Annotated in this window: 18 protein-coding genes and 1 tRNA gene; 13 read left to right on the top strand and 6 right to left on the bottom strand. The window is 71.8% G+C overall.

The genetic code is table 11. From position 1 onward, the window contains the following. Window positions 1-337: 337 nt before the first annotated feature. Entirely contained in the window at window positions 338-493 is a 156-nt protein-coding gene (locus miv_RS13760) for a hypothetical protein (protein WP_207183164.1), read from the top strand. A 275-nt stretch (window positions 494-768) separates the two neighbouring features. Here the strand turns inward: miv_RS13760 and miv_RS13755 are convergent, their stop codons facing one another. Continuing rightward, window positions 769-1,098 carry a hypothetical protein gene (locus miv_RS13755; RefSeq protein WP_207183696.1) on the bottom strand — a complete coding sequence of 110 codons (330 nt, stop codon included), beginning with the start codon at window positions 1,096-1,098 and terminating at the stop codon, window positions 769-771. 333 nt (window positions 1,099-1,431) lie between these two features. Between miv_RS13755 and miv_RS13750 the strand changes: the two genes are divergently transcribed. Next, a complete protein-coding gene (locus miv_RS13750) occupies window positions 1,432-1,728 on the top strand; it encodes a hypothetical protein (protein ID WP_058619539.1) in 297 nt (98 codons plus the stop codon). Between the two features lie 40 nt (window positions 1,729-1,768). Here the strand turns inward: miv_RS13750 and miv_RS13745 are convergent, their stop codons facing one another. Then, window positions 1,769-2,380 carry a helix-turn-helix domain-containing protein gene (locus miv_RS13745; RefSeq protein WP_338100506.1) on the bottom strand — a complete coding sequence of 204 codons (612 nt, stop codon included), beginning with the start codon at window positions 2,378-2,380 and terminating at the stop codon, window positions 1,769-1,771. Between the two features lie 200 nt (window positions 2,381-2,580). Between miv_RS13745 and miv_RS13740 the strand changes: the two genes are divergently transcribed. From miv_RS13740 to miv_RS13730, 3 genes are all read left to right on the top strand, one after another. After that, window positions 2,581-3,564, top strand: a complete 984-nt coding sequence (locus tag miv_RS13740) for a hypothetical protein (RefSeq protein ID WP_048426364.1) — start codon at window positions 2,581-2,583, stop codon at window positions 3,562-3,564. An 80-nt stretch (window positions 3,565-3,644) separates the two neighbouring features. Beyond that, window positions 3,645-4,118, top strand: a complete 474-nt coding sequence (locus tag miv_RS13735; RefSeq protein ID WP_048426382.1) for a nuclear transport factor 2 family protein — start codon at window positions 3,645-3,647, stop codon at window positions 4,116-4,118. Beyond that, window positions 4,115-4,684 (top strand): TetR/AcrR family transcriptional regulator, encoded by a 570-nt coding sequence (locus miv_RS13730; RefSeq protein WP_048426381.1) that lies wholly within the window; start codon window positions 4,115-4,117, stop codon window positions 4,682-4,684. Before miv_RS13735 ends, miv_RS13730 begins: the two co-directional genes overlap by 4 nt. A gap of 60 nt (window positions 4,685-4,744) precedes the next feature. On the opposite strand, the gene miv_RS13725 is transcribed toward miv_RS13730, so the two are convergent. Continuing rightward, window positions 4,745-6,310 carry a Do family serine endopeptidase gene (locus tag miv_RS13725; RefSeq protein ID WP_058619547.1) on the bottom strand — a complete coding sequence of 522 codons (1,566 nt, stop codon included), beginning with the start codon at window positions 6,308-6,310 and terminating at the stop codon, window positions 4,745-4,747. Between the two features lie 254 nt (window positions 6,311-6,564). Between miv_RS13725 and miv_RS13720 the strand changes: the two genes are divergently transcribed. The 3 genes from miv_RS13720 (at window position 6,565) to miv_RS13710 (ending at window position 7,873) form a co-directional block, all read left to right on the top strand. Continuing rightward, window positions 6,565-6,735 carry a hypothetical protein gene (locus miv_RS13720; RefSeq protein ID WP_207183163.1) on the top strand — a complete coding sequence of 57 codons (171 nt, stop codon included), beginning with the start codon at window positions 6,565-6,567 and terminating at the stop codon, window positions 6,733-6,735. Between the two features lie 150 nt (window positions 6,736-6,885). Continuing rightward, window positions 6,886-7,383 carry a peptide deformylase gene (locus miv_RS13715; RefSeq protein ID WP_048426362.1) on the top strand — a complete coding sequence of 166 codons (498 nt, stop codon included), beginning with the start codon at window positions 6,886-6,888 and terminating at the stop codon, window positions 7,381-7,383. Between the two features lie 208 nt (window positions 7,384-7,591). Next, a complete protein-coding gene (locus miv_RS13710) occupies window positions 7,592-7,873 on the top strand; it encodes a hypothetical protein (RefSeq protein WP_179945854.1) in 282 nt (93 codons plus the stop codon). A 21-nt stretch (window positions 7,874-7,894) separates the two neighbouring features. Here miv_RS13710 and miv_RS13705 read toward each other — a convergent pair whose 3' ends face one another. After that, complete coding sequence (locus miv_RS13705; protein ID WP_244748999.1) at window positions 7,895-8,863, bottom strand: hypothetical protein; 969 nt, start codon at window positions 8,861-8,863, stop codon at window positions 7,895-7,897. Window positions 8,864-9,071: 208 nt separating this feature from the next. On the opposite strand from miv_RS13705, the gene miv_RS13700 reads away from it, so the two are divergent. The 5 genes from miv_RS13700 to miv_RS13680 all read left to right on the top strand — a co-directional run bounded on the left by miv_RS13700 (window position 9,072) and on the right by miv_RS13680 (window position 13,599). Beyond that, the gene (locus tag miv_RS13700; protein WP_244748997.1) at window positions 9,072-11,069 is read left to right on the top strand and encodes a methyl-accepting chemotaxis protein; all 1,998 of its coding nucleotides are present in this window, start codon (window positions 9,072-9,074) and stop codon (window positions 11,067-11,069) included. A gap of 263 nt (window positions 11,070-11,332) precedes the next feature. Further along, window positions 11,333-11,938, top strand: a complete 606-nt coding sequence (locus miv_RS13695) for a LemA family protein (RefSeq protein ID WP_207183161.1) — start codon at window positions 11,333-11,335, stop codon at window positions 11,936-11,938. A 4-nt stretch (window positions 11,939-11,942) separates the two neighbouring features. Beyond that, complete coding sequence (locus miv_RS13690) at window positions 11,943-12,782, top strand: TPM domain-containing protein (RefSeq protein WP_207183160.1); 840 nt, start codon at window positions 11,943-11,945, stop codon at window positions 12,780-12,782. Window positions 12,783-12,796: 14 nt separating this feature from the next. Then, the gene (locus tag miv_RS13685; RefSeq protein WP_244748995.1) at window positions 12,797-13,420 is read left to right on the top strand and encodes a TPM domain-containing protein; all 624 of its coding nucleotides are present in this window, start codon (window positions 12,797-12,799) and stop codon (window positions 13,418-13,420) included. Window positions 13,421-13,521: 101 nt separating this feature from the next. After that, window positions 13,522-13,599, top strand: a tRNA-Pro gene (locus miv_RS13680). A gap of 719 nt (window positions 13,600-14,318) precedes the next feature. Here the strand turns inward: miv_RS13680 and miv_RS13675 are convergent. After that, window positions 14,319-17,672: a DUF499 domain-containing protein gene (locus tag miv_RS13675; RefSeq protein WP_207183158.1), complete on the bottom strand. Its 3,354-nt coding sequence runs from the start codon at window positions 17,670-17,672 to the stop codon at window positions 14,319-14,321. After that, on the bottom strand, window positions 17,672-18,382 hold the full coding sequence (locus tag miv_RS33345) for a hypothetical protein (RefSeq protein WP_244748994.1): 711 nt from the start codon (window positions 18,380-18,382) through the stop codon (window positions 17,672-17,674). The genes miv_RS13675 and miv_RS33345 overlap by 1 nt, the downstream gene beginning before the upstream one ends. Between the last annotated feature and the right edge of the window lie 171 nt (window positions 18,383-18,553).

Below are 18,553 nucleotides of genomic sequence, written 5' to 3'. Positions count from 1 at the left end.
GATCTCGGGCTCGCCACGGGAGAAGACCGCCGGGGCTGCGGCGAACGCCAGTGCTCCGGCGCCACACCGCCCCGGGCGGTGGTGCCCGCCGGAGGGCGGCGGCGGCGATCCGGTTCGCGGGTGTGGCACCGGAGCACGGGTGGCTGGCGCGGTCCGGTGCCTGTCCGGGCCACCCGGCCCGAATCGCCCCCACCCCGAAGCACCCCTGCCCGAATCGCGCCGTCCGCCGGAAAGCCGGTCAGCGCCGGGCGGCGCCCGCCGGCGACCGGGACGTCAGGGTCGCCGCCAGCGTCGCGCAGCAGGGGATCGGCAGCGGGCAATCCTCCCCGACCCCGCGATGGCACCGGCGGCGGGCCGGCGCGGCGCGGCGGTCGACGCGATCGCCTTCCGCCTCGCCGCCGGCCAGCCGCCCCAGCAGCACCGCCTCGTGGTGGTACTCGAGACCCAGGGATACCCGGATGCCGCGCAGGACATTCCGCTCGTGGTCGGTTGACAATCCCTGTCGCTCGCGCGCCGCGATCAATGAAGCCTGCCGGACTGCCCTGTCGCACGTCGCCCCGATGTCGGATTGAACTTGGACGAGCAGTGATCTCGCATCCATCGCGTCCCCCGCTGCCTTTTTTGCATTGCAGCATCGGCGGATCTTCTCGTATCCGCACTGGGGAAAATCTTATCCGAGCCGATCCGGTTGGCGAGGTACATCACGGTTAGGCAAAAGTGGGACGCGTCCGGGTGTGGCAGAAGGGCCGTCCCGCCCGGCTCGGGCTTTCAAGGCCGGACGGACTGCGCGCGGGCGTGAGCAAGGCGGGAATGGGCGAAACGGGAATGAAGGCGGGAATGCGCGACCGGCCGGCCCGCCACCGCGGGGGACGGCACCGAGGCGGTGCGGTCGGCCTCCGCCCGGGCCGCGGCCGCCTCGCGCTGCTCCTGCTGCTCGTGGTCGACCGCCATGAAGCGGTACATGTCCCACTTCGTGGTGCCCTCGCTGAACATGCCGGAGGGGGCCTTGTAGCTGTAGATCTCCTTCGCCGACTGGGCCGAGGCCGCGGTCGCGGCGAGCAGGGTCGCCCCGGCGAGGAGCAGGGTGGTCTTCGTCATCGTCGATCTCGTCGGTCATGCGCGGCCGGTCGCCGGGATTGCGCCGCCGCTCGACGCCGGATCTAGGTTGTGCCTTCGACGATCCCTGTGCGCTCGCGCACATGTACGACGGTCGATGGGCGAATCTTGGGATTAAATACGCTTTGCCGACTTCGGTTTGATTGGCGTTTCGAAAATTCTATTCTCTGCAAGAGCCAGAATGGATGAAATTCTTCCGTTCCCGCCGGTTTCGGTGGGCGACCCGGCCGCCGCCGCGCCGACGCCCCACAAAAAGCCATGCTCGCCTGTCTTTCGTGGCCTGCACGAATCGCAAGGGACCGGAGCGCGAGACCGATGATGCAGATAGCCGCCTTCCTGGTGTTCCTGGCCATGGGCGTGACCAACCTCCTGGCGGTGCAGGCGGGGCTGACCGCGGTGCTCGGCGTGCCGGTCCTGCTCGCCCTCGTGGTCGCGGTGCCGGTGTTCTACTTCCGCTTCGTCGGCTCGGCGGCGGGCATCGTCGGGGCGATCGTCGGCTGGCAGATGTCGGCGCCGATGGCGGTGCTGCTGTTCTGCTGGCCGGTACTGGTCTACGGCTTCCTGCGCGGCGGCGCCGAGGCCCGGACCTTCCTCGCCCGGCGCGCGGCCTGAGCTTGCAGCGCTGCGCGAGCTTTTAGCGCTACCGAAGCTTTCAGCGCTGCCGCACCACGGCGACGAGGTAGCGGCAGGACCGGCCGCTCCGGTTGGCGAAGGTGCAGTCGGCGGGCGCGCCGAGCGCCAGGCAGTCGCCGGCCTCGAGGATGTGGGTGGCCTCGCCCTCCCGGAAGGTCAGGGTGCCGTCGAGCATCCAGATCATCTGCCGCAAGAAGGCGTAGGAGGCCGCCGGATAGGCGATCTCGGCCCCGGCCGGCAGTTCCACCTCGGTCAGGTCGAGAGGGTGCTCCGCCATCAGCGGCGAGAGCTGCCGACGCCGGTAGCCGCTGCCCGGATCGACCCAGACCGGCTGGGAGGCGGCGCGCCGCAACTGGCCCGTCTCTCCCTCCGCCCGGGCGAGCAGGGTCGAGAGGGTGAGCCCGAAGGCGCCCGAGAGCCGGCCGAGCAGCACGGCGGTCGGGCTCGCCTCGGCCCGCTCGACCTTGCTGATCATCGCCTTCGAGACGCCGGAGCGCGCCGCCAGGTCGCCGAGCGACCAACCCCGCGCCTCGCGCTCGAGCCGCAGCCGGCGCGCGAGGCCGTCCGTCGGGTCGGGCGCGGATATCGGCGGCGGCGCCGGGTCGGGCATCTTCGGGTCGGGCGTCGTCATGCGGCCACCATAGGGGCTTTCGCACGGGCCGGCACCCGCCCCGACCGATCGACCGGGTGTCGCAAGGGCATTTGGCAAGGCCTCGCGGCGACCGTCCCCAGGTTTTTCGTCTAAGTCTTTGCCCCGGATGCACTTTCCTCATGATCGGGTGCATAATGGCGGAATCGCGCCCTGGATGCGCGCAGCGGGGCGGGTGGAGCGTGCGGGACGGAAGCGGGCGATGGGGGCTCGGCCTGGCGGCGCTCGCGGCAGTCGCGATCCCGTTCGCGGTGATCGCGGTCCTCGACCCGCGCATCGGCCTCCTGCGCCCGCGCCCGGCGAGCGAGGTGGTGACGGCGCCCGACGCGCCGCCCTCGACAGGGTCGCAAGGTCCCGCGCAAGGCCCGATGCAAGGCTCCGTGCAAGCCCCCAAGAAGGCCCCCGAGGAGGCGCCCAAGCAGGCGCCTGGGCAAGACCTCGCCGGCGGCCGGTCCTCGGCCCCCGCATCGCCGTCGCGGCCCTGGACCGACGAGGCCCGGCCGGCCGCCGAGCGTCCCTGTCCCGTCTGCGCCGCCGCGGCTGCGCCGCCCGCGATCCGCGGCACCCTGGCCGATCCGGAGATCCAGGTCCCGGACGTCGCGGCCGAGCGGACCGCCCAGCGCGACCGGCTCCTCGGCTGGACCGCCCATCCCGACCGGGTCTCGGGCTCGGCCGCCTTCCTCGACCTGATCGGCCTCGTCTACACCGTGCCGCGGGAGGCCGGCGCCGGCTACCGGCCGCTCGCGATCGACCTCGCCGGGGCGCCCGACCGGGCCGTGGTGGCGGTCACCGAGCAGCCCGCGGCCCTCGCGCTGACGACCGTCCCGCCCGACCGGGCGGGCGCCCTCGGCGTCGAATCGAGCGCCGCCTTCACCCTGGCGGAGGGCCGCCCCGGCCTGCTGGCGGGGTTCCGCGCCCTGCCCTACGGCGGCGCCGAGGTGGCGCCGGTGCTCGATCCCGCGCGCTTCGGGCCCGAGACCCGGCGCGGCTTCTGCGAGGCCCTGCGGCTCTGGGCGGTGCAGTTCGGGCTGCCCGTCTGGCGCACCCGCTACACCCTGATCGAGAACCCGACCCGGATCGCACTCGCGGGCGAGGCCCTGCGCACCGACGGCACCACCCTCGGCCGGGTCTCCGGCCGGCGCCTCGCCCGCCTCTGCCGGGCCTGACCGCGCCGCGCGCTTGACCCCGGCCCGCAGCCTCTTTACCGATCGGTACAGAGAAGGAGCCCGCGATGCCCGATCCCGCCATCTCCGAACACCGCCCGCCGCTGCCGCCCTTCACCCGCGAGACCGCCCTCCTGAAGGTCCGCGCCGCCGAGGACGGCTGGAACGGCCGCAACCCCGAGAAGGTCGCGCTGGCCTACACGCCGGACAGCCGGTGGCGGAACCGGGCCGAGATCTTTCGGGGCCGCCCGGCCATCGTGGCGTTCCTGACCCGCAAATGGGCCCGCGAGCACGAATACCGCCTGATCAAGGAGATCTGGGCCTGGTCGGATACCCGCATCGCGGTCCGCTTCGCCTACGAGTTCCACGACGAGGCCGGGGCGTGGTTCCGCGCCTACGGCAACGAGAACTGGGAGTTCGCGGAAAACGGCCTGATGGCGGTGCGGCATGCCAGCATCAACGACCTGGCGATCGGCGAGGGCGAGCGCCTCTTCCGCTGGGACCGCTCGGGCCCGCGCCCGGCCGACCATCCCGGCCTGACGGAGCTGGGGCTCTGAGGAGCCCGCAGGCCCGCGAGGCGATCCTGCCGCTCCTGGCGGAGACGTTCCGCGAGCACGGCTACGAGGGGGCGAGCCTGTCGGTGATCGCCCGCCGCACCGGGCTCGGCAAGGGCAGCCTCTACCACTTCTTTCCCGGCGGGAAGGAGGAGATGGCCGCCGCCGTGCTGACCGAGATCGAGGCGTGGTTCGAGGCGCGGATGTTCCGCCCCCTGCGCGAGGATCCGGATCCGGCGGCGGCGCTGCGCGCCATGCTGGCGCAGACGGATGCCTATTTCCGCTCCGGGCGGCGGATCTGCCTCGTCGGCGCCTTCGCGCTCTCGACGACCCGCGACGCCTTCGCCCGGCGCATCGACGCCTATTTCGCCGCCTGGCGCGACGCGGTCGCCGCCGCGCTCGCCCGGGCCGGGGTGGCGCGAGGCCCTTCCCTCGATCTGGCCGAGGAGACCGTCACGGCGATCCAGGGCGCGCTGGTGACCGCGAGCGCGCTGCAGGATCCCGGCCTGTTCGGGCGCACCCTGGCGCGCCTCGCGGCGCGGCTGGAGGCGGCGATCGCCGCGGCCTGACAAACAGGAAGCGCCGGCCCCTTCCGGGGCCGGCGCCTGAGGCTCCGCTCCTGGAGCCGATCAGCCGTTCTTGCTCGACGAGAGCCCGATCGCCACGAAGCGGCTGCCCTTGTCGTTCTTGATCCGCATCAGCACCGCCTTGCGGCCCTCCGTCTCCGCGGCGCGGATGCGACCGGCGACGTCGGAGAGGCTCGAGACCGACTGGCCGCCGACATCGAGGATGACGTCGCCCTCCTGGATGCCCTTGGCCGCCGCCGGGCCGTCGGGATCGACGCCCACCACCGCGACGCCCTCGCTCCCGGCCCCGACCTGGCTCGCCGGGGCGAGCTCGAGACCGAGCCGCGGCTGGCTGTCGCCGCGGCGGCCGCCGCGGTCGTCGGCGCTCGCCACCTTGGTGTCGTTCGGCAGCGTGCCGAGGGTCACCTGGGCGGTCTCGGTCTTGTTGCCGCGGACATAGGTCAGATCGACCTTGGTGCCGGGCTTCAGCGAGGCGATCTTGCGGGACAGCTCGCGGGCATCGGTCACCGGGTCGCCGTTGACCGCCTGGACCACGTCGCCGGCCTTCAGCCCAGCCTTGGCGGCGGGCGTGCCGTCCTGGGCGCTGTTGACCAGGGCGCCCTTGGCCTTGTCGAGGCCGAGGCTGTCGGCGATGTCCTTCGTCACCGGCTGGATCTGCAGGCCGAGATAGCCGCGGGCCACCTTGCCGTCGGCGCGCAGCTGGTCGACCACCGCCTGCACCGTCTCGGACGGGATCGCGAAGGCCAGGCCCACATTGCCGCCGGACGGCGAGGCGATCGCGGTGTTCACGCCCACCACCTCGCCGGAGACGTTGAAGGTCGGCCCGCCCGAGTTGCCCTTGTTGATCGGCGCGTCGATCTGCAGGAAGTCGTCGTAGGGACCGGCGCCGATGTCGCGGCCACGGGCCGAGACGATGCCGGCGGTGACGGTGCCCCCGAGGCCGAACGGGTTGCCGATCGCCACCACCCAGTCGCCGACCTGCGGCGCGCCGTGGGCGAGCTTCACGTAGGGGAACGGCGCCCCGTCGGTGACCTTGAGGAGCGCCAGGTCGGTCTTCGGATCGGTGCCGATGATCTTGGCCGGCAGGGTACGGCCGTCATCCAGCGTGACCTCGACCGACTTGGCGTTGTTCACGACGTGGTTGTTGGTGACCACGTAGCCGTCGGCCGAGATGAAGAAGCCCGAGCCCTGCGCCGCGCCGCCGCCGTGGCGCTGCGGGCGCTGCATGCCGCCGCCCATGCCACCGCCCTGGCCGCCCTCGCCGAAGCGGCGGAAGAAGTCGCGCAGCTGCGGGGGCACGTTCTGGAGGTTCGGCTGGCCGCCGCCCTCCTCGTCGTCCGCGGCATCGTCCTTCAGCTTCACCTTCACCGAGACGACGCCCGGCTTCACCCGGTTGACGATCGGCGCGAAGCTGCCCGGCGGGTGCTCGGCGCTGGTGATCGGGGTCTGCGGCAGGGCCTGGGCGTAGGCGGGGGTGCTGGGGGGCAGGAACGCGGTGCCGAGCGCCCCGGTGGCCACCAGGGTCACGGCCGCCACGGAGGCGAGGGCCTTGCGGTGGAAGCGGGAGGTCGTGGCGGTGGTCTCGGTGGTCTTGGACGTCGGGGTCATGGGCATCGGGGTCTCTGGCTCCGTGTGGCGAGGGCCGCGCCGGCGGCCGTTCGATGGGGCCATTATGGCCGGCGGGCCTGACGGGCCCGTGGATCGAAGGTTACGGATCGGTCAGGCACCGGACGCCGCGCCGGACCGGTCCCGCGCCGGAACGCCGGGCCGGAACGCCGGGCCGGCCCGCGGCTTGACGAATGACCCGCCCGCCCCGATGCCTCGCGCACCGGCCCACCCGAGGAAACGCCCGAGGAACCCCCATGGACATCGCCGTCTCGGTCATCTCCCTGCTGCTGGTGCTCGTGCTGATCGCCAGGGGCGTGCCGGGCCGCAACCTGCTGGTCGCCCTCGCGATGGCCCTCGCCGTGGTGGTGCTGGTGGTCGGCATCGAGCGGGCCGGGATGTGGCCGGCCTCGTTCCACACCCGCTGAGCGGACCTGCCGATCGGACTTGCCGATCGGATTTGCCGAGCGGGACTTGCGTAAGCCAAGCCCGCGCCTTGTCCGCTCGGGTTCTTGCCTCGCTGCAGATCTTTGCCGCAAACCGGCGTCCACATTCGAGAAATCCGCTCAGGACCCCCGATGCCCGTCCGCCCCCTGGTGCTCTATCCCGATCCGCGCCTGCGCCTCGCCGCGCCCCCGGTCGCGGCCTTCGACGCCGCACTGCGGGCCGTCGCCGACGACCTCCTCGACACCCTGCGGGCGGTCTCGGCGCTCGGCCTCACCGGCCCCCATATCGGCGTGCCGGTGCGGGTGACGGTGATCCGGGCCGGGCTCGACCTGACGCCCCGCACCTATGTCGACCCGGAGCTGGTCTGGGCCTCGCCCGAGACCGCGCGCCACCGCGAGGGCAGCGTCTCGATGCCGGGCGTCGACGAGGAGATCGAGCGCCCCGCCCGGGTGCGGGTGCGCTGGCGCGACCTCGACGGAACGGCGCACGAGGCCGAGGAGGAGGGTTTTGCCGCCGCCTGCCTGCAGCACGAGATCGACCAGCTCGACGGCCTGTTCTGGATCGAGCGCCTGTCGCGCCTCAAGCGCGAGCGGGTGCTCAAGCGCTACGCCAAGCTGCACCGCGGCTGAGGGCGCTCCCGCCGGGAAGCCTCGCCAAGAAACCTCGCCAAGAAACCTCGCCAAGAAACCTTGCCAAGAAACCTTGCCAAGAAACCTTAACCGGAGCGGCCGCAGGGTCGGCGCATCCCGCCCCGCCGGAACGGCGGGGCCAGCCTGGCCGTTATCCCGGCAATCGGGCCGCCCCCGGCGGCCTCCCCACCCCGCGGAAAGGATGCCGATGCGCGCCCTCCGGATTCTCCTGATCCCCGCCACCCTTCTGGCGACGACCCTGGCGGCCTCCGCCCAGCCGGCCCCCTACCGCTATCCCCCGCGCGACATCGACGCCACCGGCACCGTCGGCGGGCGCGCCCCGTGGTCCGCCCCCTGGGTGTACGACACCGGCGGCGACAACGACCGCCGCCCCGAGCTGCCCGCCTACCAGCAGGGCGGCGGCCAGCAGACCGGCGGTCCCGCCCGCAACCTGCTGCCCGACGACGGGCTGCACATCTTCCCGCGGTAGGGGCGCTCCCGCACGCCGCGTCTACCCCTCTCCCGGACCGGAGAGGGGATCCCCCGACAGGTCGGGGGCGGCCGGACCGAACGGCTCGCCCTGGGCGCCGCCCGCCCGCCGCACGCTCGCCCGCTCCCCGGCCTCGGCGGCGCATTTGTCGGCGTGGACCGCCCGGTTGACCACCTGGAGGTTCGGCACGCCCCAATAGCCCAGGAGCTCGGGCCAGGGCCGCCCCCGCTCCTCGCGCCAGATCCGGTAGAGCGGCACCCGGTGATCGACCTCGGCGGTGCGCAGCAGGCGCTTGCCGGACTGGGCGCAGCGATGGCCCTGGCGCCGCTTCAGCGCCTTCACGTGGTCGGCGGGCGCGATCCAGAACTTCCACGCGGCGACGCAGGCGGCGTGCCACGCGGCGTTGCGGTTGGGCGTGCCCGTGCCCCACAGGTCGCGGTGCCAGCCGAAGCGGTAGACCGGCTGGCCGCAGACGCAGCAATGCCCCTTCCCCAGGCCGTGCGGCCCCTCGCGGAACGGCGCCGGCGGCATCCGGAAGCTGAGCGGCAGGCCCTTCCCGGACGCCCCCTGGCCGGACAGGCTCTCCCAGCCCGAATCCTCCCGCGCGCCCGGCGGCCCCTTGCCCGATCCCGCCCCGATCGAGCCGCCCGGACCGAGGCGCCAGCTCCAGCCCTCGGGCTGGCCCGACCGCGCCGCGAGCGCCCGCGCCAGCCGGTCGGCCCGCAGGATGTGGTGGCGCCAGTAGCTCTCGACCGCGAGGCGCGGCGTCGGCGGCACCAGCGGCCGGGCGAGGGCGTGGCGCAGCACCGGGGCCGGGAAGACCGCCGGCAGCGACTTCTCGAGCCGGGCCCGGGCGGCGGCGTTGCGCTCCTCCCGCCACGACAGTGCCGCCGGGGCGGCGTCCGGGCCGCCCCCGGCCTCGTCGACCGGCACCGTGGCGGTGTGCCGGCCCTGCCCCGCCTTCGCCCGCTTCGCCCCCTGCCGCGCCATGCCCCCTCGTCCGAATCGGCCCGTTTGCGGGGGACAGGCATAGCCGCGCCGCGGCGTCCCGCCAAACCGGTCCGGCTCCCGCCGCGATCCCTGCGCGGGCCCGTCGAGCCACCCGGGGTTGCAGCGCGGGGGCCTCGTCTCACCTCAGGTTAACCATACGGCAAGGAGTATTCGGCAAAGGTTTGTGTGAAAGTGGGAGATGTCGCTCGTGAAGACGGGTATTCGCACGCGCCTCTACGGCGGTTTTGGAATTCTGGTGGCGCTGTCGGCGGGCCTGGGGGCCTACGCGCTGAGCAGCAGCAGCGGCACCGGCGCGCGCTACGAGGAGAGGGCCAAGCTGGAGCACGTCGCGCTCCGGGTCTTCTCGGTCAACAGCCTCACCAACCAGCTCGCCAGCCAGGCCCAGAAGTACCGGTTCACGCAGGCCCCCGAGAGCCTGAAGGCGATGGAGGCGGCGCTGTCCCGGATCGACGGGACCAGCGCCGACCTCGAGCGCACCGCCATCTCGCCCGAGCGCAAGGCGCTCTACGCCACCATCCTGGCGAATGCCCGGGGGCTCGCCGGCGACGTGACCCAGCTCGGCCGGCTGGGCACGCTCATCCAGGACAGCAAGGCCAAGCTGTTCACCGGCGGCGACGCGCTGACCAAGGCGACCAACGCCCTCGTCGCCGAGGTGCGGGCGAACGGCACCGGCGCCGAGGTGATCCGCGCCGCCGCGGTCGAATCCGCGATGCTGCTGGTGCGCGTCGCCAACTGGCGCTTCCTCGCGGTGATGGATGCGGCCGGCCCGACGACCTTCGCCACCAACGCCCGCAACGCCGAGGCCGCCCTGAAGGCGCTCGCCGACCAGGACGTGCTGGGCGCCTACACCAAGCAGACCGCGGCGGTGCGCCAGGCGCTGGCCTTCTACAAGGAGCATTTCGAGGCGACCGCGACGGCGCTCACCGGCAGCGCCACGCTCTACGAGCAGGGCTTCCAGCCGAAATTCGCCGCGATCGAGAAGGCCGGCGACGCCGCCCGGGGCTCGATCGAGACCGCCGTGGACGCGATCGCGGCCTCGACGACGACCGCCGCCGCCACCGCGCAGGCGCTGCTCGTCGGGCTGATCGCCGTCGTCGTCGCCCTCGGCTTCGGCCTCGCGGTGCTGATCGCCCGCGGCATCATCGGGCCGATCCGCGGCATGACCGGCGCGATGACCCGGCTGGCGGACGGCGACCTCGCGGTCGACGTGCCCTCCCGCGACGCCGTCGACGAGATGGGCGACATGGCCAAGGCCGTCGACGTGTTCCGGGCCAACGCGGTGGCGCGCCAGGAGATGGAGGCCCGCGCGCTCGCCGACCAGTCCGACCGCGACCGGCGCGTCGCCGCCGTCGACCGTCTGGTGCGCGGCTTCGAGGCCGACATCGTCGCCTCCCTGGACGTCGTGGCCACCGCCGCCACCCAGCTCGACGCCACCGCCCACGCGATGACCGGCGTGGCCGAGGGCACCAACCAGCGCGCCGTCGCGGTGAGCGCGGCCTCCGAGGAGACCGCCACCAACGTCCAGACCGTGGCGGTCGCCGCCGAGGAACTGGTGGCCTCGCTCCAGGAGATCGAGCGGCAGGTGCTGCGCTCCAACGAGGTGGCGGGCCTCGCCCGGCAGGAAGCCGAGTCGACCGGCACCGCGATGGGCGACCTCGCCCGCGCCGCCGACGAGATCGGCACCGCCGTCACCATGATCTCGGCCATCGCCTCGCAGACCAACCTCTTGGCGCTCAACGCCACCATCGAGGCGGCCCGGGCCGGCGAGGCGGGCCGCGGCTTCGCGGTCGTCGCGGCGGAAGTCAAGGAGCTGGCCGGCCAGACCACCCGCGCCACCGACGCGATCGCGAGCCAGATCGCCCGGATCCAGGGTGCGGCCGGCCACGCCGCGGGGGCGATCCGCCAGATCGGCGAGACCATCGTGTCGGTCAACGAGATCTCCGGCGTGATCGCCGCCACGGTGACGGAGCAGACCGCCACCACCAACGAGATCTCCCGCACCATCGGCGAGGCTGCTCGCGGCACCCAGGAGGTCTCGAGCAATATCGGCCAGGTCACGGCCTCGGCGAGCGAGACCGGCCACGCCGCCGGCCAGGTCCTCGACGCCGCCCGGAGCCTCTCCGACCAGTCGATGGCCGTGAAGGGCCAGGTCGACCGCTTCCTGCAGGCGATCCGAGCGGCCTGACGCGCCTTCCGTCCTAAGCCGATGTCGCCGAAGTGGACACCGGTTCGGCGGCAAAAATCTGCGACACGACGAGAACCTCAGCAGACTTGCGTTGGCCTGCCAACGCAAGTCTGCTGAGCGGGATCCGACGGCCCCGGCGCCCGCGCCGGGGCCGTTTCGCGTTCCGGTGCGCTGGATCGCGGCGAGAGACCGCCTATCTGCGACACGGCAACGCTCGCGGCGCCGTGAGGCGCCGCTCCCGGACCAGGAGCCTCGCCGCCGTCATGACCGCCTCCCTCCTCGGCCGCCTGCGCCTCGCCGTCGTGGTGCTCGGCCTCGCCACCTCCCTGTCGGCCTGCGACGCGGTCAACCGGGTGCCGACCCTGGAGGAAGCCGCCAAGTCGCGCTGGGGCGAGGTGCAGAACCAGTACCAGCGCCGCGCCGACCTGATCCCCAACCTCGTCGAGACCGTGAAGGGCTACGCCCAGCAGGAGAAGGACGTCCTGGTGCAGGTCACCGAGGCCCGCGCCAAGGCGAGTTCGGTCAAGGTCGACGCCGCGACGGTGAGCGACCCGCAGAAGTTCCGCGAGTTCCAGGACGCGCAGAACCAGCTCTCCGGGGCGCTCGGCCGGCTCCTCGTCACCGTCGAGCGCTATCCCGACCTGAAGTCGAACGCCAACTTCCTCGCCCTGCAATCGCAGCTCGAGGGCACCGAGAACCGCATCGCGGTGGCGCGGCGCGACTACATCCAGGCGGTGCAGGCCTACAACACCGAGATCCGCACCGTCCCGGGCCGCTGGATCGCCTCCACCCTGTACCCGGAGGCCAAGCCCATGGAGGCCTTCACCGCCACGCCGGACGCCAGCCGCCCGCCGAACGTGAAGTTCTAGGGCGATGCGCCGGGTCCCGGGCACCGGCCCCCTCGCCGTCCTGCCGGTCGTATGGGCGGGGCTCCTCCTGATAGGGCTCCTCTCGGCGGGAGCGGCCTGCGCCCTCGACCTGCCGGCGCTCACCGGCCGGGTGGTCGACGGGGCCGGCCTGCTGCGGCCCGCGGAGCGGGACGCGCTGGCCGCGACGCTCAAGGCGCACGAGGACCGGACCACCGACCAGGTCGTGGTCGCCACCGTGCCCTCGCTCCAGGGCGCCTCGGTCGAGGACTTTTCCAACCGCCTCTTCCGCGCCTGGGGCCTCGGCACCAATGCGCGCAACAACGGCGTGCTGTTCCTGATCGCCCCCACCGAGCGCAAGGTGCGGATCGAGGTCGGCTACGGCCTCGAAGGCGCGCTCACCGACGCGCTGACGAAGGTGATCATCGCGAGCGCGGTGGCGCCGAAGTTCAAGGCCGGGGATTTTCCCGGCGGCATCCGGGCCGGGGTGGACGGGATCCTCGGCATCCTCGCGGGCGACGCCGCCGAGTGGCAGCGCCGGGCCGAGGTGCGCGAGGATTCGGGCGGCGGCCTCGACCCGATCCTGGTCGTGATCCTGCTCGTGCTGGTCGGGTTCGTGCTCGTCCGGCTGCTCGCCGGGGGACGCGGCGGCCCCGGCCGGCCGCATCGCCGCTCCGGCGGCGGCTGGATCGTCGTGCCGGGCCCGCCAGGGGGAGGGTTCGGCGGAGGGTTCGGGGGCGGATTCGGCGGGGGCACCGGAGGGGGCTTCGGGGGCGGGTTCGGAGACGGCGGCGTCTCGGGCGGGGGCGGCTCGTCCGGCGGCGGCGGCGCCTCGGGGGATTGGTGATGGCGGGATCGGCGATGCCGGGGATTCTGAGCGAGGCCGAGCGGGCCCGCATCGCCGCCGCGGTCGCCGCGGCCGAGCGCGGCACGGCGGGCGAGATCGTCGTGATGGTGGCGGCCCGCTCCGGGGCCTATCGCAGCCTGCCCCCGGCACTGGCGCTCGCCGGCGCCCTCATCGTGCCCTGGCCGCTGATCGGGCTCACCGGGTTCTCGGCGACCCGGATCTTCCTGGTCCAGCTCGCCGTGGCCCTGGCGCTCCTCTTGAGCCTCGCCGCGGGTCCCGTCCTGTCGCACCTGCCCCGCGCCCTGCCCCGGCCGCTGCGGCGCGCCCGCGCCCGCGCCGCCGCCCAGCACGAGTTCCGCGCCCGGGGCCTCGCCCGCACCCGCGGCCGCACCGGCGTGCTGATCTACGTCGCGCTCTGCGAACGCTACACCGACGTGGTGACCGATATCGGCGTCGGTACCGCCCCGGACGCCTGGCGGCCGGTGCTGGCCGACCTCGTGGCGGCGCTCCGCCGCGACGCCCTGGCCGACGGCCTGGTGCAGGCGGTGGAGGCCACCGGCGCCATCCTGGCCGAGGCCGCCCCACCCCGGCCCGGCGACACCGACGAATTGCCGAACCGGGTGATCGTGACCGAGTAGGGCGACGGCCCCGGAGCGCTCGACGATGCATCGATCGATGCGGAGGGGGCTTGCGCCGCCACGAGCACGGCGCTAATACCCCGCTCGCCCTCTCGGGGCGTCGGAGCGTAGCGCAGCCCGGTTAGCGCACTAGTCTGGGGGACTAGGGGTCGGAGGTTCGAATCCTCTCGCTCCGACCATTTAAAATCAAGCACTTAGCTGGGAATGCAGGTGCTTATGGCTTCCGGGGATTCGGGTTTAGGAAGCCAATCGGAAGCCACATTACCGTTTCGACATTTGGCAGTCGGCTTGACGCGCGGATCGGTGCAGCCCGGACGGCGTGGTGACCTTTTTGCTAGGGGAGCTCGCGCTCGCGGATCCAAATCGAACAGCGACAGTGATGTACTGCGAGCGCCCCTCATTCGTAATGAGGGGGTCGGGGGTTCGAAGCCCTCTTGCGGCACCATTTTTCTCTAAGAATGTCAGAGACTTGGCTGCCCGCGGTCAGGGCTGTTCCTCGGCTGAGGAACTCAGCGCCCAGCCCATTGTCATGCTACTCTCATAGCTGAGCCAGTCTGTCGCACTGCCCTCGCCGCTACTATCGCCGCATGGGGCTTCAGTCAGTGTTTGCCGCTCCGGCTTGGCTTTCTCCAGGGCTATAAGGGCTTCCCCGATAGTTTGATCGGCCAACGAGGTGTGAGGCTGGATCATCTCAAGGAGTGCCATCCGACCCTTGCACCACGCATGCCGCTACCATCGTGACATGGGGCTACGCAGGGCCAGCCAGGATCCTTATCTCAGCTACAGTTTTCCATATGCACGTACCGAATGAAGCGCCCCCAGATCGTTGGCACTTCATCCTCCATGGCATCCGATTCCCCGGTGCGGCGAGGCCAGACATGGCGCGGAGGATTAGCGATCAATCCCCGAAGCCGGTCGAGTCGGCCTTGAATTTCAGCTGTCGGGCATTGTCGCGAACCACGCCGACATCGGCCTCGGAAAAGCCCGCCGCCGCCTCGACCGCGACATCCAGGGTGAGCGTCACCCTGGCGCCCGGCGTTCGCTGAAGCTCCATCACGACCGCGTTGAGAATGGCGTCGAAGGACTTCACCGGGCGCACCATGTCGATCTCGACCGATCCCCAGAACCGCGTCGGGGCGGCGGGCCCGGATGGCGGGTCAAGCGGACCGGCTTCGGGCTCTTGGAAGCCATCCCCCGGTCCGCCGCCAGTGGGCTGCCCCCGCAGCGCCCGAGGGGCGCTGCGGCCGAGCTGATCGTGCGCCGCCTGCTCGCGGACGAGAACGGCCGACGGCGGCATCTGCTCGGGAGCGGTCTTGGCCCAGATCAGCCCACGATACTCGCCCGAGACGTCGTCGACGGCGTCGGCATAACCGAAGGCGGGATCGAGCTTGCCGACGGCGTCCCGGATCGCCGTCTCCAGAACGACGCGGTCCCGCAGCTTCGGCAGATAGGCGTAGGAGGCGAACCAGTCCGCTATCTCTGCAATCCCCAGATGGGGGCGATCGTCAGGCCAGAGCGGCCTGAGATGGAGCGCGAGCGCATCGGGACCGAGGCGCTCCTTGGCGATCCCGTCGCCGCGCGGCCCGGCCTTCTCGTAGACGGCCGTGGGGATCGCGGCCCGATCCTTCGAGGCGATCGAGAGGTGCTCCAGATCGAACGCCGTCCCGGCGGCGGCCGCCTTGACCGGATACAGGATGTGGCTCCAGGCGAGGCGGACCGCCTTGGCGGCGCCGTCCCGGCTCGTCTTCGCCTTCTCCTTGGTGTCGTCGCTCTGCGCGCGGTTCAGCTGATCCTGGAGGCGCCGGTCGTCGCAGATCGACTGCCAGGCGATCGCCTTGCGCATCACCTCGCGGGCCGTCCCGAGCAGCGCCTCGTCGGCGGCGACGAACAGCGAGGTGTTGCGGTACCGGCGCTGGGCCGAGCGACAGCGCATCAGCGTGTCCGTCACGATCTCCGTCGCCGGCGATGCCGCGGTGCCCTTTCCGACATGCGGCGTCGCCGGACCCAGGATCACGAGCGCCAGCGCGGTGGTCTCGTCGATCGAGACCGGGTCGTCCGGTGCGGCGAAGACGCGGTGGAAGCTCGCCCGCGTGGCGCCGTCGTCGCGAAGCACCTTGACGATCGCCTCATCCACCTCGTGATCGGGCAGCGCCTTCGCCCGATCTTCCGCGAGGCGGTTGAGCGTCGGCTGGGTCGAGAACCAGTACCGGCCGGCCTCGTCGTAGAGATAGGTCGCGCGCTCGGCCAATTCGCGCAGGGCCTCGCCGAAGATCGCGAGCTGGTCGCCGGGCTCGGCGCAGGCGAGCTTCAGCCCCGCCCCGTTCAGCCCGGCATTCGGCCGCCCGACCAAGGGAGCGGAGCAGAGGAAGACGGCCCGGGCGGCGCGGGTCGCGGCGCGCAGCTGCGAGATCCGGCGCGAGGGGTTGGACTCCATGCGGGCCGGGAGCGCGCTGTCGCCGTCGACCTCCTTGTCCACGACCGCGTTGAAGTTGGGATCGAGCGGATAGAGGACGCTCGCGCGGACGCGCTCATGCGCGACCGGCACGCGGGCGGGCGTGATCAGCGGGTCGCCGACCTGGGCCTGCCAGAGCGTGCCGACGACATTCGCCATGAAGCGCAGCACGCCGCGGGTGCGCTGGAACTTCTCGAGGCTGGCCCAGTCCTTCGACAGCCGGTCGAACAGCTCGGGATGGATCGGGTAGGACAGCTTCAGGAGCTCGCGGTAGCGCGCCTCCTTGGCCTCCGGCGGAAACTCGGCCGCGTTCGCCTTGTAGAGATCCGCGAACGCCTTGACGGTCTCGTCCCGCGCCCGCTCGCCCTCGGCGTCGAGGGTCTGGAACAGGCGCCGCCGGATGATCTCGTAGGTCTCGTCGCCCGAGGCCGGCAACCAGGCCGATTGCACGCGACCGAAGATCTTCTCAAGCCGCAGCAGCGCCGCCTCGCCCTTGGGACCGCCGGCCTCGGCCACGCTCTCGGGCAGCGAGCCGAGGATCAAAACTCCGGGCACCATCTTGGCGGCCTCGGTCAGGGACTGGATGAAGGATAGGAACGCCTCGAAACGGTCCTCCGGCAGCTGGCGCGCGAAGGCGACGAGCTCGTCGAGCAGGATCAAGGCCGGGCCCGACAGCCGGAACAGCGCGACCAGGAGATCGGAGCCGGGATTGGTCCGCGCGGCCTCCGCCTCGGCCATCAGGTCGAGGCCCGCCTGCCCGGCGATCCGCCAGGCGATGTAGCCCCACAGCGTGTGGACCTTCGGCCCGTCCCTCAGGATCAGCGAGGTGTCGGTGCCCTTAGACGTGCCGACGAACACCGCCACCTTGGGCGGGACCCAGCCCGTGACGCCGGCCTCGTCGACCAGCGTCCGGACCCCTTCGAGGAGCGTGAGGTCACGGGCCTTGGCGAGGTGGTAGACGGCCAGCATCGTGTGCGTCTTGCCACCGCCGAAGGCCGTCTGGAGGCCGATCACCGGATCACCGCCGCGACCGGACAGCCGCTGCAGGCTGGATGTCAGGATGCGGCGCAGGCCCTCAGTGAGGAAAGTGATACGAAAAAAATTCTCCGGGCTCGCGTAATCCTCGCCGGCATGGCCGGCATCGACCGCGAACAGGTCGGCGGCGAACTCGGCCTCCTTGAAGCGGTTGGCGAGCACGTCGGGATGCGGCAACGCCACCTGGATCCAGGGGCGCAGGCCCTTGGCGGGCTCCTCCTCGACGGGCGCGGCCGGGGCGCCGCCGAGGGTCAGGAGGGGCCGCGCCCGGGTGGCAGTCTCGGGAGCAGCGGCGGGGGCGGGCTGGGCGGGAGCCGCCGGCGCGGCGGCGAGGCCCGAGCGGCGCTGCGCGTCGTACAGGGCTTTGGCCTCGTCCACCTCGACTGCCGGCGCCTTCACGGCCTTCAGCAGGCAGTGGATCGCGTCGAGGTAGCGCAACGCCTCGTCGTCCTGCAGCGGGATCGACAGATGCGCGGTGGCGTTGCGCGCCTCCAGGGCCGTCGAGGCGAAGTTGCGGACCCGGTGCTTGTCAGCGCGCGCGAAGGCCTCGTCGAACGCATCACGCCAATTGTCGATCATGGTCTTCAAGAGACCATACTCGTCGAGCTTGGCGTTGGGCGAGCCGCCCGCGGCGCGGCTGGCATAATGCAGCCAGTTCGCCCCGTGCCGACCCTTCATGCGCGCCTCGACGAACGGCGTGAGGCCGCGGCGCAGGTGGTAGAGGCCGGATTGGACGCGCTGGAGCGTTTCCTTCTCGGTCGACATCAGGCGTTCCCCTCGAAGGCGAAGGCGGACTGGTCCGAGCCGGGCGCGGGGGCTGCGGAGTCGAGCGAGGCCGCCCGATCCTCCAGCTTCGTCCATTCCTGCGCCAGTTCGTTGTAGACGAGCGCTTCCGAGGCCCATCCCTTGTGTGTGGCAATCTCGAACAAGCGGTAGGCGAGCGCTCGCGCCTCCTCGGCCTTCGGCCCCATCTGCGCCACCAGCACCGCCGCCGCCTCGCCGCCGCCATCCGGCGCGTTCAGGACGCGGGCGGTGTGCTGGACGCATTCCCAAACGGTCAGGGTGCGGTCCTGGCGCGGGCTCCAGTCGATGGGAAGCGCGTCGCGGGGTGTCAGGCGGGCTTTTCCGCGCAGGTCGTCGAACACGCCGGATTCGAACAGCGCGCGGTCGGAGGTGTTCTTGGCAGTCGTAAGCGTAATAAGTTCACCGGAGGCCCGCGCTTCGAAGCCATAGGTGGTGAACCAGGCAAGCGCCACTTGGGTTGGAGAATCAAATGCCTGGTCGAGTTCGTTCTCGATTTCTTCCCAAACACGGTTGATCAGTGCCAGCGCGGTCTTCACGCTCATAGCACTATCGTCGTCCTCCAGCACCTTGGCGTGGCGGGAAAAAACGCCCATGCCCGGACCTATGACAGACTGCTGCATATCGACCGGGCCGACGCCAGCTTTACGGATGGCATCGATCGCGGCTGGCATCTCGCGCTTGAGTGCGCGGATGAAATCGGCTCGAGTAATAATCTCAGCATTTGCAGGCCTTTTGCGACAAACAAGAACGACTGAGGATGCGAGAGCATTGGACGCGAGGCCCCGCATGCGATTTGCGAGTTCTGTGCGAAGCGGCCAAGTACCATCAACAAGCAAACTGGA

This window comes from Methylobacterium indicum (assembly GCF_017347565.1).
GTDB classification, from domain to species: Bacteria; Pseudomonadota; Alphaproteobacteria; order Rhizobiales; family Beijerinckiaceae; genus Methylobacterium; species Methylobacterium indicum.
Note: the sequence above shows the minus strand (reverse complement) of the source record. Positions and strands in the feature narration are given on the sequence as shown.

What these genes read in the sequence shown, in the direction of transcription:
- miv_RS13760 (WP_207183164.1), top strand. Translation starts at nt 338, where the DNA reads ATGGCACCGGCGGCGGGCCGGCGCGGCGCGGCGGTCGACGCGATCGCC.
- miv_RS13755 (WP_207183696.1), bottom strand. Translation starts at nt 1,098, where the DNA reads ATGACGAAGACCACCCTGCTCCTCGCCGGGGCGACCCTGCTCGCCGCG.
- miv_RS13750 (WP_058619539.1), top strand. Translation starts at nt 1,432, where the DNA reads ATGATGCAGATAGCCGCCTTCCTGGTGTTCCTGGCCATGGGCGTGACC.
- miv_RS13745 (WP_338100506.1), bottom strand. Translation starts at nt 2,380, where the DNA reads ATGACGACGCCCGACCCGAAGATGCCCGACCCGGCGCCGCCGCCGATA.
- miv_RS13725 (WP_058619547.1), bottom strand. Translation starts at nt 6,310, where the DNA reads ATGACCCCGACGTCCAAGACCACCGAGACCACCGCCACGACCTCCCGC.
- miv_RS13720 (WP_207183163.1), top strand. Translation starts at nt 6,565, where the DNA reads ATGGACATCGCCGTCTCGGTCATCTCCCTGCTGCTGGTGCTCGTGCTG.
- miv_RS13715 (WP_048426362.1), top strand. Translation starts at nt 6,886, where the DNA reads ATGCCCGTCCGCCCCCTGGTGCTCTATCCCGATCCGCGCCTGCGCCTC.
- miv_RS13710 (WP_179945854.1), top strand. Translation starts at nt 7,592, where the DNA reads ATGCGCGCCCTCCGGATTCTCCTGATCCCCGCCACCCTTCTGGCGACG.
- miv_RS13705 (WP_244748999.1), bottom strand. Translation starts at nt 8,863, where the DNA reads ATGGCGCGGCAGGGGGCGAAGCGGGCGAAGGCGGGGCAGGGCCGGCAC.
- miv_RS13695 (WP_207183161.1), top strand. Translation starts at nt 11,333, where the DNA reads ATGACCGCCTCCCTCCTCGGCCGCCTGCGCCTCGCCGTCGTGGTGCTC.
- miv_RS13690 (WP_207183160.1), top strand. Translation starts at nt 11,943, where the DNA reads ATGCGCCGGGTCCCGGGCACCGGCCCCCTCGCCGTCCTGCCGGTCGTA.
- miv_RS13685 (WP_244748995.1), top strand. Translation starts at nt 12,797, where the DNA reads ATGCCGGGGATTCTGAGCGAGGCCGAGCGGGCCCGCATCGCCGCCGCG.
- miv_RS13675 (WP_207183158.1), bottom strand. Translation starts at nt 17,672, where the DNA reads ATGTCGACCGAGAAGGAAACGCTCCAGCGCGTCCAATCCGGCCTCTAC.
- miv_RS33345 (WP_244748994.1), bottom strand. Translation starts at nt 18,382, where the DNA reads ATGCCAGCCGCGATCGATGCCATCCGTAAAGCTGGCGTCGGCCCGGTC.